The organism is Nocardioides soli (assembly GCF_014191495.1).
Lineage (GTDB): Bacteria > Actinomycetota > Actinomycetes > Propionibacteriales > Nocardioidaceae > Nocardioides > Nocardioides soli.
The window spans coordinates 1,885,152-1,900,914 of sequence record NZ_JACHWR010000001.1; the positions used below are offsets into that span (position 1 = coordinate 1,885,152).

The following is a 15,763-nucleotide window of genomic DNA, read 5'->3' on the forward strand; positions in this document are numbered from 1 at the left end:
CTCAGCGGCCCCACCAGGCACGGTGGGGCGGCGGGGCCACCCGGGCGCCCTTCTTCGGCGGCTTCGGAGCGGCCAGCGGCCGGCACTCCTTGTCGGCGCCGTTGCCGGCCTTGCGCCGGGGCAGCGCCCCGCTCGCCAGCACGTCGGCGATCGCGTTGTCGGTGCACGCGACGCCCGACAGCGACACCGCGTGGGAGTAGCCGCCGACGCCGGCGACCAGCGACGCGCCCGGGAAGATCCTGCGGACCGCGAGCGCGCCGGCGTACGGCGTCGCCGCGTCGTGGGTCTCGCTGAGCAGCAGGATCGGCACGCCGTCGAGGCCGGCTCCGGTCACCTGCACGCGCTGGGTGCCCTTGACCGGCCAGGTGCGGCAGGGGGCGTTGAACCAGTTGTTGGCCCAGGTCAGGAACGGCGCCTTCCGGTGCAGGCGCTCGCTGTCCTTGCGCCAGGTCTGCCACGCCGTGGGCCAGACGGCGTCGGTGCACTCGGTGGCGAGGTACATCGCGTAGCCGTTGTCGGCGGCCTTCCCGGTCGGGTTGGAGCTGCGGTAGAGCGCCTTGATGCCGGCCGCCCGGCCCTTGTTGGCCAGCGCCGCGAACGCGTCGGCGACGTACGGGTAGTAGCCGTTGAAGTAGCCCGCGTTGAGCAGGGCGTCGTCGAGCTCGTCGGGCCCGACCTTGCCGCCGGCAGGCTTCCGGGCGAGCTGCTGGCGGAGCTGCCGGTAGCGCTTCTCGACCGCCGTGCGGCTGGCGCCGAGGTGGTAGGTCCTCGGGTACTTCGCGACCCAGGTCAGGAAGGCGTCGAAGGACTTCTGGAACGCCGGGTCCTGGTCGAGGTTCGACCGGTAGAAGACCCGGTCGGGGTCGACCACGCCGTCCATCACCAGCGCCTGCACGTGACCCGGGAAGAGCGTCGCGTAGACCTGCGCGAGGTAGGTGCCGTAGGAGAAGCCGAAGATCGTGACCTTCTCGAGCCCGATCGCCTGGCGCAGCAGGTCGAAGTCGGCCGCCGTGTCGGTGGTGCGGACATGGTCGAGCAGCCGGCGCGCCTTCGCCTTGCCGCAGTCCTGGGCGTACCGCTCGGTCCTCGTCCGCCACTGCTTCATCGCCTTCGCGGTGGCCGGCACGTAGTCGGGCCGGTCCCAGCCGAAGTACGAGCTGTCGCAGGTGAGGATCGGGTCGCTCGCGCCGGTGCCGCGCGGGTCGATGCCGTACCAGTCGTAGGTCAGGCCGACCTGGCGCGGCACGTACTGGCCGTACGACGCGACCCAGGTGCCGTCGCTGCCGGGGCCGCCGGGGTTGGTGAAGACCGCGCCGCGGTAGGGCTGCTTGGTGTGCAGCACCCGCGCGACCGCCAGCCCGATGGTCGGGCCGGCCGGGTCGGCGTGGTCGAGCGGGACCGTGAGCGTGCCGCACTCGGCCCCGGCCGAGCGCAGGCTCTTGTCGGCGCAGCGGCCCCAGGCGACCGGCTGCACCTGGAAGGCGGCCGCAGCGGCGGTCTCGCCCACCGCCGCCGGCACCGTCGCGGGCACGATCGTCGCCAGTGCTGCGGCCAGGGTCCCGGCGACCGCGGCCGCCACCGTCTTCGAGCGCATGGGGTAGATCAGAACCCGTAGGGTCGTCGTATGGCAAGCGTCGTGCCGACGGTGCGGGACCGGATCGGGCAGCAGCTCTTCCTGCGAGTCGCGGGACCCGACGGCGGACGGCACGCCGCGCGCATCCACGGTCGCCCGGGGCCGCGCTGGTTCGAGGCGGACAGCCCGATCGCGCGGGTGCACGGCGACGCGTCGATGTTCGTCGGCGGGCTCCGGGCGCTGCTGCTGCAGACCCTGCACCCGGCGGCGATGCGCGGCGTCGTCGAGCACTCCGACTACCGCGACGACGCCTGGGGCCGGCTCGCCCGCACCAGCCGCTTCATCGCCGTGACGACCTTCGGCACGGCCGACGACGCCGAGCAGGCCGTCGGTGCCGTGCGTCGCATCCACGAGCGGATCACCGGCACGATGCCCGACGGCACGCCGTACGCCGCCTCCGACCCGCACCTGCTCGGCTGGGTGCACGTCGCCGAGATCGACAGCTTCCTGCGGGCGCACACCGTCTACGGCCGCGACCCGCTGACCGGTGCGGAGCGGGACGAGTACGTCGCGCAGACCGCGCTCGTGGCCGCCCGGCTCGGGGTCGTCGACCCACCGAGCACCGAGGCCGAGCTGGCGGCCCGGCTCGCGGCGTACCGCCCCGAGCTGCGCGGCACCCCGGAGGCCCGCGCGACCGTCGGCTACCTGCTGCTCCGGCCGCCGCTGCCGCTGGTCGCGCGGCCGCCGTACGCCGCGATCGCGGCCGCCGCCGTCGGCCTGATGCCGCGCTGGACCCGCCTGCCGCTGCGGCTGCCGTGGCTCCCGATCTCGGAGCGCACGGTCGTGCGCGCCCTCGGCGGTGCCGCGACCGGCACGATCCGGTGGGCGATGGCGCCACGGGCGCACACCTACGATGACTGACATGCTCGCTCACGCCCGCTCGCGGTCCGCCGTGCTGGTCCTGGCCGCACTCCTCGCCTCGGCGCTCGTGCTGGTCGCACCCGCGCGCGTCGGCGCCGCGCCGGCCGACACCCGGCCCGTGGCCGGATTCATCAACTTCCCCGGCCTCGGCAAGCACAAGGCCCCGAACGTGCGCGTGCTCTGGTTCACCAAGGACTGGCAGTACCTCGGGCAGAAGAACGCGAACGGCGGCTCGTACGCGCTGAACCTGGCGCCGGGCACCTACTGGCTCCAGTTCGTCGACCAGCGCCCCTCGTGGCGCACGGACAAGTACGCGCCCACCGACGTGAAGGTCACCGTCAGCGCCCGCAAGCCGACGGTCAAGGACGTCACGATGAAGCACGGCGCCTTCGTCACCGGCCGGGTCACCACCGGGTCCGGACCTGGCGGGAAGGCGCGCGTCGCCGTCGCCCGCACGCTGCCCGACGGCCGGGACCAGTCCTTCGACACCACCGCCAACGGCCGCGGCCAGTTCGCGATCGGCGGGCTGCCCGAGGGCACGTGGTCGGTGTTCGCGTGGGACAAGAAGAAGAACTGGGTGGGCAAGAGCACCTGGGTCGGGAAGGTCCGGACGGGGAGGGGCAAGGACGTCCGGATCCGGCTGCGGCAGCGGTCGGGCTCGCTGCGGGTGCTGCTCTACACACCCGACGGGTCGGCGCTCGGCGGCCGGACCACCGTCACGGTGACCAGCGCGAAGACCGGCCAGTGGTGGACCGCGACCGCCCGCGGCGGCACGGCGGTCTTCAAGGGCGTCTACCCCGGCCGCTACCGGCTCAAGTTCGACGGTGCCGGCAACTGGCTGGCGAGCCAGGGGCGCATCCAGAAGGCCAACGTCCGCTCCCACCGCGCCTCGATCGGCACCTACAAGGTCACCAGGCGCGGCGGCTGGATCACCGGCCGGGCCGTCGACGCGGGCGCGCCGGCGTACCCCCTCCCGGGCGCGCAGGTGCAGCTCTACGACGCCTACGGCACCAAGCTGGACGAGACGAAGGCCTCGGACGCCGGGGCGTTCACCCTCGACGGCCAGCTGGCCACCCAGCGCAACCTGACCGTGGTCATCAACCCGGACCCGCTCACCGGGGGGTGGGCGCAGACCGTGTCCTACTGCCGGTTCGACCCGACCTCGCTGCCGGGCGTCTCCGTGACGCAGGGCAAGGAGACGTCGCTCGGCGCCATCGGCGTCGGCCGGACTCCGGGACAGGCCGGCCCCTGCGCCTGACGCTCAGCCGATCACCATGTCGGCGTCGCCCCAGTAGGCGCGCATGCCGGTGATCCGGCCCTCGTCGTCGAAGGTCATCACGTCGATCGGCGCGAGCGTGTACGTCGCGCCGTCGGCCCGGGTGACGATCTCGAAGTGGAAGACCGCCTCGCCGCCGGCGATCCGCAGCGCCAGCAGCCGCGACTCCTGCTCCAGCCCGTCGAGGGTGGAGTAGAACTCCTTGATCGCGGACCCGGAGCGCACGTCGGTGCCGACCGGGTCCTCGACGGTAGCGTCCTCGGCGTACAGGGCGACGATCTCGTCCGACGTGCCGGAGCCGACGAGCCGCACGTACGTCTCGACGACCTCGCGGATCCGGTCCACACTCGCGGCCACGGGGCCTCCTTGAAACTAGAACACGTTCTTGTTAGCGACCACTGTAGCGGCAGCTCCGCTCCGGGGTCTTGAATGCACGGCGTGGACCTCCTCCTCGACTGGCCGCTGCCCGACGCCCGGCCGCTGGGCGCCGAGATCCTGGCGGCGTACGCCGAGCCCGGCCGGCGCTACCACGACACCCGACACCTGGCGGAGGTGCTGGAGCGGCTCGACGAGCTGGCGGCGCACGGCACGGCGTTCGACCGCACGGCGGTCGCGCTGGCGGCGTGGTTCCACGACGGCGTCTACGACGGGCGGCCCGACGCCGAGCGACGCTCCGCCGACTGGGCCGCGCGGGCGCTGCCCGCGTGGGTCGACCGGGCCGTCGTCGACGAGGTGGTGCGGCTGGTCCTGATGACCGAGCACCACCGGCCCGAGGACGGGGATCGCAACGGGTGCGCGCTCTCCGACGCCGACCTCGCGATCCTCGCCGCACCCCCGGAGCGGTACGCCGAGTACGCCGCGGCGGTCCGCGAGGAGTACGCCCACGTGCCCGACGCCGACTTCGCCGCCGGCCGCTCGGCCGTCCTGCGCGACCTGCTCGCCAAGCCGCACCTCTTCCAGACCCCCCACGCCCGCGCCGCCTGGGAGGACCGCGCCCGGGCCAACGTCGACCGCGAGCTGGTGGCGCTGGGGAGCGATACCCAGTGACAGTGTGGTCGTTCCCGCACGCTCGGAACGACCACAACGTCTGTGGCTATCCCGACGGCCGGCCCTTCCGCCTGCGCAGGCCGGCGGCGGTCAGGCGGGCGACCAGCTCGCGCGAGGTGACCGGGACCGCGCCGGCGGCAACCACGTCGGCGTACCAGTCGGCGGGCACGTCGTAGTGGTCGCGGTCGAAGCCACGGGGCGGGATGCCGAGGGTGGCGGCGAAGATGTGCAGCTCGTCGTAGGAGGTGTCGCTGGCCAGGTGCGACCACAGCCGCCCGTGCCCGGCCGCGTTGGGCGGGTCGATGAGGATCATCCGGCGCTGCGGGCGATCCGCTCGGCGGCGTCGTCGAGGAGCAGCCGCCAGGAGCGGACGTGGCCGGCGTCGACGTACGCCCGCCAGGAGCCGCCGGGCCGGGCCTGGGCGTCGAGGTGGAACTGCCGGACGCCGGCGCGCACCAACCACGGCACCTGCTCGGCGACCAGCCCGCCGCCGGGCAGCAGGGTGCGGGCCACGACCGGATCGCCGGAGGCGAGGGCGAGCAGCTCGTCGTACCCCGCGTCGAGGCCGCGCGGCGAGCCCGCGGACCGCACGCCGACCAGCCCGGAGGGGCCGGACGGGCCCGTCAGCCGGCGCCACGAGCGACGCAGGTCGAGGGTGTCGTCGACGGCACGGCCGAAGGTCCAGGGCAGCCGCGGGAGCTGCGCGACGAGGTAGCCGCAGACCTCCGTGTCGACCTCGAGGTCGGCGTCGAGGAAGCCGAACGAGAAGCCGGCGGCACCCGAGCCGACGTAGTCCTCGCCGAGCCCGACGAGGCGGGTCAGCTCACCGCCGGTGGTGCTCCACGTGTCGTTGAGCCGCAGCACGACGTGGACGGGCAGCTCGGTCTCGCGGCAGACGGCCGAGACGAGGGCGGGCTCGGGGGACATCCCCTCGGCGGTGGCGAGGAGCAGACGGTCGGCGCCACCCTCCTCCGCCCCGCGGACGTCGCGCGGATCGAGGACGGCGACCTCGAGCAGGACCGGTCCCATGTGTCGATGGTAGGAGCGACGGGGACCTCAGCGCGGGAGCCGCGCTGACCGGTCCGCCTTTCCGGTGCGGGGCATGATGGGGGAATGGACAACGCCCTGCTGTTCGACGCGCGGGCCCGGGTCCTGGCCGACCTCCAAGCGCGCGACCATGCCACCGCGACCGCGGTCTCGGCCCTCGAGGAGGCGGTCGCCCAGCGCCGGTGGTGGGCCGAGCAGTGGCCGGAGGGCGAGCAGTACGTCGCCGGGCTGGTCGCCCAGGACGTGCAGGACGCGCTCTTCGAGTCCGTGGGCCGCTGGCCGCTGTGCCACGACTGCGGGAACGGCGCACCACTGCACATGCTCTACATCCAGCCGGACCTGGGCGGTCCCGACCCGGTGTGGGTCTGCGAGGAGAGCGGCGACGTCGTCGCGCCGCTCGGGGGGCTGTGACGGGGGCGGATCAGCCCTCGGCGCCGACCTGGAGCCACATCGTGTAGCGGTCGGCGCGGTAGACGGTGCGCGACACCTCCACTACCTTCTCACCGGCGAGACCACGCCGCGAGTGCCGCAGCACCGGGTCGCCGGGAGACAGCGCCAGGTGCTCCGCCTCCTCCTCCGACACCACGTCGGCGGTGATGGAGTCCTCGGCCCAGGTCGGGCGCAGGCCGCGCGACTCGAGCGCGTCGTACAGGCTGGTGGGCATCCCGCTCTGCAGGAAGCCGGGGATCAGCACCTCGTTGAGGTAGGCGTCCTCGAGGCACATCGGCTGGCCGTCGGCCCGGCGCAGCCGGCGCCAGTGGATCACGGCGTCGCCCTCGGTCAGGTTCAAGGCCCGGGCGACGCCGGGTCCGGCCTGCTCGCGCCGGGCCAGCAGCGTCTGCGACTCCGCGAGCAGCCCCCGCCGGGCCATCTCCTCGGAGAAGCTCGTCAGTGTGCTCGCCGTACGTCGCGGGCGGGCCACGAAGGTGCCCCGCCCGGGAATGCGCTCGAGCAGCCCCTCGACCACGAGGGCGTCCATCGCCTGCCTCACCGTCATCCGGGCGACCCCGAAACGGTGCACCAGCTCGCGCTCCGACGGTGCGGGTGAACCGGGTGCCGCTCCCGCGACGAGGGCGCGCACGTACTCACGCACCTGGACGTGCTTCAGGGCACGCCCCTCGGTCACCAGCAGCTCGTCCACGCTTGCACTGTAGGCAGTGAGAGCTCTCCGCGTCCCCGGATCGGCCGGTTACGTGCGCGGCTGAGGTGAAATCCTCGTCACTCCGTGGCGATCGCGCGGAGCACGTCGAGGCGGGCCGCCCGGCGGGCGGGGAACACCGCGGCCAGCACCCCGATGACCACCGAGAGCACCAGGAACACGGCCAGCTGGCCGAACGGGACGCTGATCACCTCGAGGCCCTGGTCGCGTACGGCGTACATGAGTGCGACCCCGAAGCCGACGCCCAGCAGCACGCCGAGCAGGGCGCCGAGCACCGCGATCACCACGGCCTCCAGCGTGATCATCCGGCGCAGCTGGCTGCGGCTGAGCCCGATCGCGCGCAGCAGGCCGACCTCGCGGGTCCGCTCGATGACCGAGAGGGCGAGGGTGTTGACGATGCCGAGCACCGCGATCACCAGCGCCAGGCCGAGCAGCGCGAAGATGATCCGCACGAACTGGTCGATCGGCGCCCGCTGCTCCTGCGCGAAGCCCGCCTGGTCCTTGACCGTCACCACCGGCAGGTCGGCGACCACCTCGTCGAGGCGGTCCTGGATGCCGGGCGAGTCGTCGGTGAAGACGATCAGCACGTTGTCGGTCTCGGGGAAGCCGGCGTCGACGAAGTCGTCGAGCGTGAGCAGCACCGGCCAGACGATCACCGGGTTGTCCTCGAAGACGCCGCCGACCGTGTAGGTCCGCTCGCCCGCCGGCATCTCGAAGGTCAGCTGGTCGCCGACCCCGAGGTCCTCGTCGTCGGCCCAGCTGCGCTGCACCAGCACCGACCCGGCGGACAGCCCGCTCTGGTCGCCGTCGGTGATGTCGAGCTCCAGCGACCCGACGTCCGCGGGCTCGACCGCCGACACGCCCTGCCGCTCGCCGTCGCGCTCGCCGGCGTCGAAGCGCTCCCGCACCACCCGCTGGACCCCGTCGACCCGCTCCATCCGGTCGCCGATCGCCGGGGTGAAGCCGGTGCCGATCACGTTGCTGACCACGAAGTCGCCGACGAAGTTCTCCTCGACCGACCGGTCGACGCTGGCCTTGGCGGAGTCACCCACGATCGCCATCGTGCAGGCGAGCGCGAGTCCGATCATCAGCGCCGAGGCGGTGGCGGCGGTACGCCGCGGGTTGCGCAGGGAGTTCTGGCCGGCGAGGTTGCCGACGGTCCCGAAGAGCCGCGCGAACGCGGCCTGCGCCACGGCCAGGACCGGCCGCGAGATGACCGGGCTCGCCGCAGCGACGCCGAGGAGGATCGCGAGGATGCCGCCACCGGTCTGCCAGCCACCGTGCGGCAGGTCGCTGAACAGCCCCAGCCACAGCACCGCCAGGCCGACGACGATCAGCGCGAGGCCGATCCAGAGCCGGCGCCGCAGCGACGACTCCGGCAGCGCGACGTCGTCGCGCAGGGCCTGCACCGGGGCGATCCGGCCGGTGCGGCGGGCGGGCAGCCACGCCGCGGCCATCGTCACGACGACGCCCACGACGTACGCCGCGACGAACGTGCGCGGCGCGAAGATCAGCGGCTGGCCGGCGAGGTCGAGGCCGAAGTTCGAGAACAGCGCGCGGATGCCCATCGCGAGCAGCACCCCGAGGCCGAGGCCGAGGGTCGCGCCGATGACGCCGAGCACGAACGCCTCGAGCTGCACCGACCAGATCACCTGGCGCTTCGAGGCCCCGAGCGCACGCAGCAGCGCGAGCTCGCGGCTGCGCTGGGCGACCAGCATCGAGAAGGTGTTGACGATCAGGAACGCGCCGACGACCAGCGAGATGCCCGCGAAGATCAGCAGGAACGTCGTCAGGAACGACACCGCCTCGAGCAGGTCGGAGGCGGACTCGTCGGCGGCGTCGTCGCCGGTGACCGCCTCGACGCCGTCGGGCAGCACCTCGGCGACGGCATCGCGCAGCTGCTCCTGGGACACGCCGTCGGCGGCGGTCACCCAGACGTCGGTGTAGGCGTCCTCGCCGCCGAGGAAGAGGTCCTGGGCGGTCGCGGTGTCGAAGGCGGCGTACGTCGCGCCGTTGAGCGATCCGCCGCTCGGGAAGCCCGCGATGCCGACGAGCGTCGGGGTCAGTCGCAGCGAGTCGAAGTCGGCGCCGGGCTCGGGTTGGACGGCCGTCGACGGGATGATCACGACCCGGTCGCCGACGGCGTACCCCGCCCGCTCGGCGGTGCGCTCGTCGAGCACGACCTCGTCGGGGCCGTGCGGCTCGTGGCCCTCGACGACGGCCAGGCCCTGCAGCCCGTGCCCGGCCGGGGCGTCGGACCAGTTGCCGCCGATCGCCGGCGGCCCGAAGCCGCTCACGACCTTGCCCCGGTCGCTGATCACGAAGACGCCGAACGCGTTGACGTTGCCGTCGACGCGCGCAGCGCCGTCCACGTCGCGGAGCCGGTCGAGCAGGCTCGCCGGCAGCGTCACCGTCGAGGGCGCCCCGTCGGCGGTGGTGCCGCCCACGGGCCGGACCACGACGTCGCCGACCGTGGAGGCGAACAGCGCGGTGAAGCTGCGGTTGAGCGTGTCGCTGAAGATCAGGGAGCCGGCGACGAACGCGACGCCGAGCACGATCGCGAACGTGCTCATCAGGAGGCGCACCTTGCGCCCCAGCAGGCTCTTGAGGGCGGCCCGGATCATGACGGCGTCTGCTCGGCCATCCGGTTCATCACGTCGAGCACCTGCTCGCGGGTCGGGTCCCGCAGCTCGTCGACGACCCGGCCGTCGGCGAGGAAGACGACGCGGTCGGTGTACGCCGCGGCGACCGGGTCGTGGGTGACCATCACGACGGTCTGGCCGTGGTCGTCGACGGCGTGGCGCAGCAGCTCGAGCACCTCCGCCCCCGACCGGGAGTCGAGGTTGCCGGTCGGCTCGTCGGCGAAGACGATCCGCGGCCGGCTGGCCAGGGCCCGCGCGACCGCCACCCGCTGCTGCTGACCGCCGGAGAGCTCGTTGGGCTTGTGGCCCAGCCGGTCGCCGAGGTCGACGGTCGCGACGACGCTGTCGTACCAGGCCTGGTCGAGCCGGCGTCCGGCGATCGCCATCGGGAGCTTGATGTTCTCCTCGGCGGTCAGCGTCGGCACCAGGTTGAACGACTGGAAGACGAAGCCGATCTCGTCGCGGCGCAGCCGGGTCAGCGCCTTGTCCTTGAGCCTGGTGATGTCCTGGTCGCCGATCCACACCTCACCGGAGTCGGCGGTGTCGAGCGCCGCGCAGCAGTGCATCAGCGTCGACTTCCCCGAGCCGCTGGGACCCATCACGGCGGTGAACTCGCCGGCGGCGATGTCGAGCGTCACGTCGTCGAGCGCACGGACCAGGGCCTGGCCGGTGCCGTAGGTCTTGGTGAGGCCCCGGACGCGGGCGGCCGGGACGGTGCCCGCCGGGGGCGAGAAGGTGGAGACCTCGGTCATGGGTCAACCCTCCCGTGCCGGGCGCCCGGGCGCTACCGGTATCACCCCGAACTCACCCCGACGAGCGACTAGAACACCTGTTCGAACGCGACGTATGCTCGGAGCATGGACTTCCAGGGATCGCTGTTCGAGGCGCCGGCCGTCGAGGCGCCGACGTTCGACCGCGTCGAGCGCCGGCCGCTCACCGGCGGCGCCTGGATCGACGTCTGCCGCACCTGGCTCCCCGCGCCCGACGAGGTGTTCACGACCCTGGTGCACGACGTGCCCTGGCGGGCCGAACGGCGGCAGATGTACGACCGTGAGGTCGACGTACCCCGGCTGCTGCACACGTACGCCGCGGGCGAGCCGCTCCCCCACCCGACCCTGGCGCGGGCCCGCGGGGCGCTGTCGGCGCACTACCGGCCCGAGCTCGGCGAGCCGTTCGTGACCGCCGGCTGCTGCTACTACCGCGACGGACGCGACAGCGTCGCCTGGCACGGCGACACGATCGGCCGCGGCCGGACCCACGACACGATGGTGGCGATCGTCTCGCTCGGCGACCCGCGCCGGCTGGCGCTGCGACCCCGGGCCGGCGGATCCTCGATCTCGGTCGAGATGGGCCACGGCGACCTGCTCGTGATGGGCGGCTCCTGCCAGCGCACCTGGGAGCACGCGGTGCCCAAGGTGGCTCACGCCGGGCCCCGGGTCTCCGTGCAGTTCCGGCCACTGAACGTGTTCTGAGCGGTGCGGTGGTTGAGGTGCGAGGGCCGCCAGGCCCGAGCCTCGAAACCCGCCGGGCCGACGGCTCAGAAGCTGACCGTGGGCGCCTGCTCCTGCCCGTCGGGGGCGTCGTAGAACCTGCGCTGGTGCACGTTGGCGATGCCGGTGAGGAACATCCAGGGGATGGTCTGGGTGAGCTTGTTCAGCGTGGCGACCGCGTCGTTGTAGTACTGGCGGGCGAAGGAGATCTGGTTCTCGGTGTCGGCCAGCTGACGCTGGAGCTCGAGGAAGTTCTGGTTCGCCTTGAGGTCGGGGTAGGCCTCGGCGACCGCGTCGACCCGGACCAGCGCCTGGGTCAGCGCGGCGTCGGCGGCTGCCTTGGCCTCCGGGTCGTCGCCCTTCGCGGCTGCCTGGACGCCGGCCCGTGCGGCGGTGACCTCCTCGAGGACGCCCTTCTCGTGCGCGGCGTACCCCTTGACGGTCTCGACCAGGTTGGGGATCAGGTCGGCGCGGCGGGTGAGCTGCACGTCGATGCCGCCCAGCGCCTCCTGGGCGCCGATGTCGGTGGTGCGCAGCTTGTTGAAGCCGACGACGACGAAGCCGATCAGGGCGACGACGATGACGACGACGATGATGGCGATGAGCATTCAGGACTCCTCGGGACGGGTCGGGATCAGGATGGCGGTCACCACGAGCCGCCGCCACCGCCGCCGCCTCCGCCACCGCCGGAGAAGCCGCCGCCGCCCGAGGACGACGACTTCTGGGTGGCCTCGTAGGCGGAGATCGCGGAGCTGACGGTGGTCTCGAAGTCGTCGACCATCGACGACACCGCCGAGCCCACCGAGGCGCCGGCGTAGGCGTGGCCGAGGTAGGACGGGACCGGCGGCTCCGATCCCATCTCGGTGCGGTACTTGGCCGCCCACTCGTCGGCGCAGCCGAAGGCGACGGCCCAGGGGATGTAGGCGGTGTAGAGCTCCTCGCGGCCGGAGAAGTCGAACCGGTCCTGGGCCGAGGGGGTCGACAGGATCCGGCGGAAGCCCCCCGCTCGCGACCACAGGTCGCGGCCGGCGCGGGTGCGCTTGGTGCCGGCGCCGGTGGCGGCCAGCCCGGCGCCGAAGACCGCGAAGAGGCCGGGGACCAGCCCGATCGCGGTCATGTCGAAGGGGTTCCAGATCGCGACGGCGAGCACGGCGATGCCGCAGGCGCCGATGATCAGCCCGCCGATGCCGCCGAGGCCGCTGCCGACCATCAGCCCGGCGCCGCTGGCCCAGGAGCGGGTGCTCTTCTCGAACGACGCGATCTCGGACTTCAGCCGCTTGCCGGCCTGCACGTCGCGGCTGGAGGCGACGAAGGACGTGCCCGGCCCGCTGAGCAGGTGCGCGACACCGGTGGTGACCGGGTCGAGGCCGGCCCAGCCCGCGGAGCCGCCCTTGTCCGTGATCGTCCAGTCGTCGCCGGACCGGTCGAGCTCGATCGCACCCCGCTCGGCGGCGTACATCAAGGTGGCGACGTACTGCTCCTGATCGACGTCCTCGGTGACCAGGTACGCCGCCTGCGCCGGCCCGATCCCCTCGGGCGGCGCGTACATCAGCGGGAGCTGCGGGTCGGTCTCGCGGGTGCCGCGGACCAGGACGTAGCCGAGCGCGCCCGCGCCCCCGGCGAGGAGCAGCACGACGGCCAGCACCGGCACGCTGGTGCCGAGGATCGGGTCGAGCCCGCCGCGCCACGGCAGGGTGGTGCCGGCCGGGGGCGTGGGCAGGTCGAGACCCGCCTTGAGGGTGACGGGGGTGTTGGGTGCGAGCTGCCGGGTGCGGACGACGAGCTCGCGGGTCCCCTCCCCCTTCGCGGTGCAGCCGGTGCCGGCGCCCGCGCCGACCGCGCACCGCACGTCCTGGGCCGGCGCCGGGAGCCGCACGGTCAGCCGGGACCTCTCGATCGGCTGCTGCCAGCCGCCGGGGATCAGGTTCCAGTAGAACTGCGTCGGCTGTCCGGTGGTGCCCTCCTCCAGTACGCCCGCGATCCGGTAGCGGATCTCGAAGACGTGCTCGCCGACCGGCAGCGTGGCGTCCGGGTCGCCGATCCTGGCGTTGACGTAACGGCCGCGGCGCTCGGAGAGGAGCTCGACCGGGACGTCCTCGCCGTCCATGGTCACCTCGATGTCCTCCGGCTCCCGTCGCGCGTGCGGAGCGCTGGCGTCGTGGGTGTCGAAGTAGCGGAAGATGCCGTGGCGGCCGTAGACCGGGACGTCGACCGTGAGGCGCTCCGCGACGCTCAGGTCGCCGTTCTCGGCGACGTCGAAGTCGGCGACGTAGGAGGTGATCGTCGTCGGCTCGTCGACGTCCCCGCTGCCGAGGTCGAGGCCGTAGAACAGCGCCGGCGCGAGCAGGACGAGGACCACGACGACCAGGCCGACGAGGCCACCGACGACGCGCTTCATGACGCGGAGCCTAGGGGGTCCACGCCCTCCTTGATAACGATTCGCTCACGACGGTGCTCCCTTGAAACACTCCCCCCGATGTCCAGCACCGCCGCGCCCAGCCGCCTCACCCTCCGCTCCTTCTGGCACGATCTCCCGCGCGAGGGCAAGCTGCTCCTCTCGGTGGTCGTGTTCGAGTTCATCGGCACCGGCCTGGTGCTGCCGTTCAACATCGTCTACCTGCACGAGGTGCGCGGCTTCGCGCTCAGCGACGCCGGCCTGCTGCTCGCGCTGCCCCCGCTGATCGGCTTCCTCGTCGTGGGTCCGGGCGGGGCGGCGATCGACCGCTGGGGCGCCCGGCGCATCCTGATCGGCGCGCTGTCCCTCCAGGTCGCGGGCAACGTCGTGCTCGCCTTCGCGTCGACCCCGGCGATCGCGGCGATGGCACTGCTGCTGACCGGCCTCGCCTTCGGCGTCTCGTGGCCGGGCTTCCAGGCGTTCATCGCCACGGTGATCCCCTCCGAGCTCCGGCAGCGCTACTTCGGCGTGAACTTCACGCTGCTCAACCTCGGCATCGGGATCGGCGGCCTGGTCGCGGGCGCGTTCGTCCGGATCGACCACCTGCCGACGTTCCAGGCGATCTACCTCGGCGACGCGGCCAGCTACCTGCCCGCGATCTTCCTGATGACGGTGCCGCTGCGCCACGTCGCGGGCCGAGTCGAGCACCACGACGAGACCGCCGCCAAGGTCGGCTACCTCGAGGTGCTGCGCCGGCCCGCGGTCGCCTCGACGATCGTGGTCGGCTTCGTGTCGTCGTACGTCGGCTACTCCCAGCTCAACGCCGGCATGCCGGCCTACGCCCGCGCGGTGGGCGAGGTCTCGACCCGCGGCCTCGGCTTCGCGTTCGCCGCCAACACCCTGGTGATCGTGCTGCTCCAGCTGGTGGTGCTCCGGCGCATCGAGGGCCGACGGCGGACCCGGGTGATCGCGGTGATGGCGGCGATCTGGGCCGTCTCCTGGCTACTGCTCGGTGCGACCGGCACCGTCTCGGGCACCTGGGCAGCGACCATGCTGGTCGCCGCCAGCGCCTCGGTGTTCGCGTTCGGCGAGACGCTGCTGCAGCCGACCGTGCCCGCGCTGGTCAACGACCTCGCGCCCGACCACCTGCGGGGCCGCTACAACGCGGCGAGCTCGGCATCCTTCCAGCTCGCGCAGATCATCGCGCCGCCGATCGCCGGGTTCCTGATCGGCCACCACCTCGACAGCGTCTACATCGGCACGCTCGTGCTGGGCTGCGTGCTGCTCGCGGTGCTCGCCGTCGTCCGGCTCGAGCCGCAGCTGCCGGCCCACGTCAACGGCGTACGAGAGGCCGAGCTGGTGGCCGACCCCGACGTCGTACCCGAGCCCACGCCCAAGACCCGGGCGAGCGCGCTGGAGTGACGCGCTCGCGTCGTCAGTCGCGCCGGGAGATCCACCAGATCACGAGGCCGATGACGGCCAGCAACCCGAGGCCCTGCTTCCAGTAGGTGCGCGCCAGCACCGGCAGCACCGCCGAGCCCAGGTCGAGGGCGTCGTCGGCCTGCGACGGAGCGGGCTGCTGGGACGGTCCGTCACGTTCCGGTTGTCCGTCGGACCGACCGGCAGCCATCTCGTGACGGACTATCTCGGCGGCGTCGTCGGCGGCGGCCGGCTCCGGAGGGGTGGCCGAGGCGGGCGCAGGCGCCGCCTCGGCCACCTGCTCGGACGTGGGAGTCCGCTCCTGCGGGGCCCCCGTGGACTCCGCAGAGAGACGCCGCTCCAGGCACTCCACGAACTGACCGAGCAGCTTGTCCGAGACGTCCTGCATCACCCCGCGCCCGAACTGGGCGGGCTTGCCGGTGATGGCGAGGTCGGTGACGACCTCGACGTCGGTCGAGGTGCCGTCGGCCGCCGACGGGGTCATGGTCAGGGTGACCTTGGCGCCCGCGGTGCCGTTGCCGCGCTTGTCCCGTCCCTTGGCGTCGACGACGAAGCGGTGCGCCGCCTCGTCCTTCTCGACGAAGGTGCCCGAGCCGTTGTAGACCAGCGCGATCGGCCCGAGCTTGACCTTCACCGACCCCGAGAAGGTGTCGCCGTCGACGGAGGTGACCGTCGCGCCCGGGAAGCACTCCGCCACCGACGCGATGTCGTTGAAGTGCGCCCAGGTGTCGACGACCGACGTCGGGACCGTGAACCGGTGAGTGAGATCCATC

At 73.0% G+C, this 15,763-nt stretch carries 16 protein-coding genes; 6 read left to right on the forward strand and 10 right to left on the reverse strand.

Going from position 1 to position 15,763, the window contains the following annotated elements; translation table 11 throughout:
* Nucleotide 1: 1 nt before the first annotated feature.
* Complete coding sequence (locus tag FHU40_RS09355; RefSeq protein ID WP_183591921.1) at nt 2–1,594, reverse strand: alpha/beta fold hydrolase; 1,593 nt, start codon at nt 1,592–1,594, stop codon at nt 2–4.
* 30 nt (nt 1,595–1,624) lie between these two features.
* Here FHU40_RS09355 and FHU40_RS09360 point away from each other — a divergent pair, with 30 nt between their 5' ends.
* Both FHU40_RS09360 and FHU40_RS09365 read left to right on the forward strand, forming a co-directional pair.
* On the forward strand, nt 1,625–2,494 hold the full coding sequence (locus tag FHU40_RS09360) for an oxygenase MpaB family protein (RefSeq protein ID WP_183591922.1): 870 nt from the start codon (nt 1,625–1,627) through the stop codon (nt 2,492–2,494).
* Between the two features lies 1 nt (nt 2,495).
* Complete coding sequence (locus FHU40_RS09365; RefSeq protein WP_183591923.1) at nt 2,496–3,752, forward strand: MSCRAMM family protein; 1,257 nt, start codon at nt 2,496–2,498, stop codon at nt 3,750–3,752.
* 3 nt (nt 3,753–3,755) lie between these two features.
* Here the strand turns inward: FHU40_RS09365 and FHU40_RS09370 are convergent, their stop codons facing one another.
* The gene (locus tag FHU40_RS09370) at nt 3,756–4,127 is read right to left on the reverse strand and encodes a nuclear transport factor 2 family protein (protein WP_183591924.1); all 372 of its coding nucleotides are present in this window, start codon (nt 4,125–4,127) and stop codon (nt 3,756–3,758) included.
* A gap of 81 nt (nt 4,128–4,208) precedes the next feature.
* Here FHU40_RS09370 and FHU40_RS09375 point away from each other — a divergent pair, with 81 nt between their 5' ends.
* Nucleotides 4,209–4,817 (forward strand): hypothetical protein, encoded by a 609-nt coding sequence (locus FHU40_RS09375; protein ID WP_183591925.1) that lies wholly within the window; start codon nt 4,209–4,211, stop codon nt 4,815–4,817.
* Nucleotides 4,818–4,863: 46 nt separating this feature from the next.
* Here the strand turns inward: FHU40_RS09375 and FHU40_RS09380 are convergent, their stop codons facing one another.
* The gene (locus FHU40_RS09380; protein WP_183591926.1) at nt 4,864–5,130 is read right to left on the reverse strand and encodes a DUF4031 domain-containing protein; all 267 of its coding nucleotides are present in this window, start codon (nt 5,128–5,130) and stop codon (nt 4,864–4,866) included.
* Complete coding sequence (locus tag FHU40_RS09385; protein WP_183591927.1) at nt 5,127–5,846, reverse strand: copper homeostasis protein CutC; 720 nt, start codon at nt 5,844–5,846, stop codon at nt 5,127–5,129. Before FHU40_RS09385 ends, FHU40_RS09380 begins: the two co-directional genes overlap by 4 nt.
* Nucleotides 5,847–5,930: 84 nt before the next feature.
* On the opposite strand from FHU40_RS09385, the gene FHU40_RS09390 reads away from it, so the two are divergent.
* The gene (locus FHU40_RS09390; protein WP_183591928.1) at nt 5,931–6,275 is read left to right on the forward strand and encodes a hypothetical protein; all 345 of its coding nucleotides are present in this window, start codon (nt 5,931–5,933) and stop codon (nt 6,273–6,275) included.
* Between the two features lie 10 nt (nt 6,276–6,285).
* Here FHU40_RS09390 and FHU40_RS09395 read toward each other — a convergent pair whose 3' ends face one another.
* From FHU40_RS09395 to FHU40_RS09405, 3 genes are all read right to left on the reverse strand, one after another.
* Complete coding sequence (locus FHU40_RS09395) at nt 6,286–7,005, reverse strand: GntR family transcriptional regulator (protein WP_252274754.1); 720 nt, start codon at nt 7,003–7,005, stop codon at nt 6,286–6,288.
* Nucleotides 7,006–7,082: 77 nt separating this feature from the next.
* The gene (locus FHU40_RS09400; RefSeq protein ID WP_183591929.1) at nt 7,083–9,647 is read right to left on the reverse strand and encodes an ABC transporter permease; all 2,565 of its coding nucleotides are present in this window, start codon (nt 9,645–9,647) and stop codon (nt 7,083–7,085) included.
* Complete coding sequence (locus tag FHU40_RS09405; protein WP_183591930.1) at nt 9,644–10,417, reverse strand: ABC transporter ATP-binding protein; 774 nt, start codon at nt 10,415–10,417, stop codon at nt 9,644–9,646. Before FHU40_RS09405 ends, FHU40_RS09400 begins: the two co-directional genes overlap by 4 nt.
* A gap of 105 nt (nt 10,418–10,522) precedes the next feature.
* Between FHU40_RS09405 and FHU40_RS09410 the strand changes: the two genes are divergently transcribed.
* A complete protein-coding gene (locus tag FHU40_RS09410) occupies nt 10,523–11,137 on the forward strand; it encodes an alpha-ketoglutarate-dependent dioxygenase AlkB (protein WP_183591931.1) in 615 nt (204 codons plus the stop codon).
* Nucleotides 11,138–11,202: 65 nt separating this feature from the next.
* Here the strand turns inward: FHU40_RS09410 and FHU40_RS09415 are convergent, their stop codons facing one another.
* Together FHU40_RS09415 and FHU40_RS09420 are read right to left on the reverse strand one after the other, a co-directional pair.
* Complete coding sequence (locus FHU40_RS09415; protein WP_183591932.1) at nt 11,203–11,763, reverse strand: LemA family protein; 561 nt, start codon at nt 11,761–11,763, stop codon at nt 11,203–11,205.
* Nucleotides 11,764–11,801: 38 nt separating this feature from the next.
* Nucleotides 11,802–13,553: a DUF2207 domain-containing protein gene (locus FHU40_RS09420; RefSeq protein ID WP_183591933.1), complete on the reverse strand. Its 1,752-nt coding sequence runs from the start codon at nt 13,551–13,553 to the stop codon at nt 11,802–11,804.
* A gap of 78 nt (nt 13,554–13,631) precedes the next feature.
* On the opposite strand from FHU40_RS09420, the gene FHU40_RS09425 reads away from it, so the two are divergent.
* Entirely contained in the window at nt 13,632–14,972 is a 1,341-nt protein-coding gene (locus FHU40_RS09425; RefSeq protein ID WP_183591934.1) for an MFS transporter, read from the forward strand.
* A 13-nt stretch (nt 14,973–14,985) separates the two neighbouring features.
* Here the strand turns inward: FHU40_RS09425 and FHU40_RS09430 are convergent, their stop codons facing one another.
* A complete protein-coding gene (locus tag FHU40_RS09430) occupies nt 14,986–15,762 on the reverse strand; it encodes an SRPBCC family protein (protein ID WP_183591935.1) in 777 nt (258 codons plus the stop codon).
* Nucleotide 15,763: the final 1 nt, after the last annotated feature.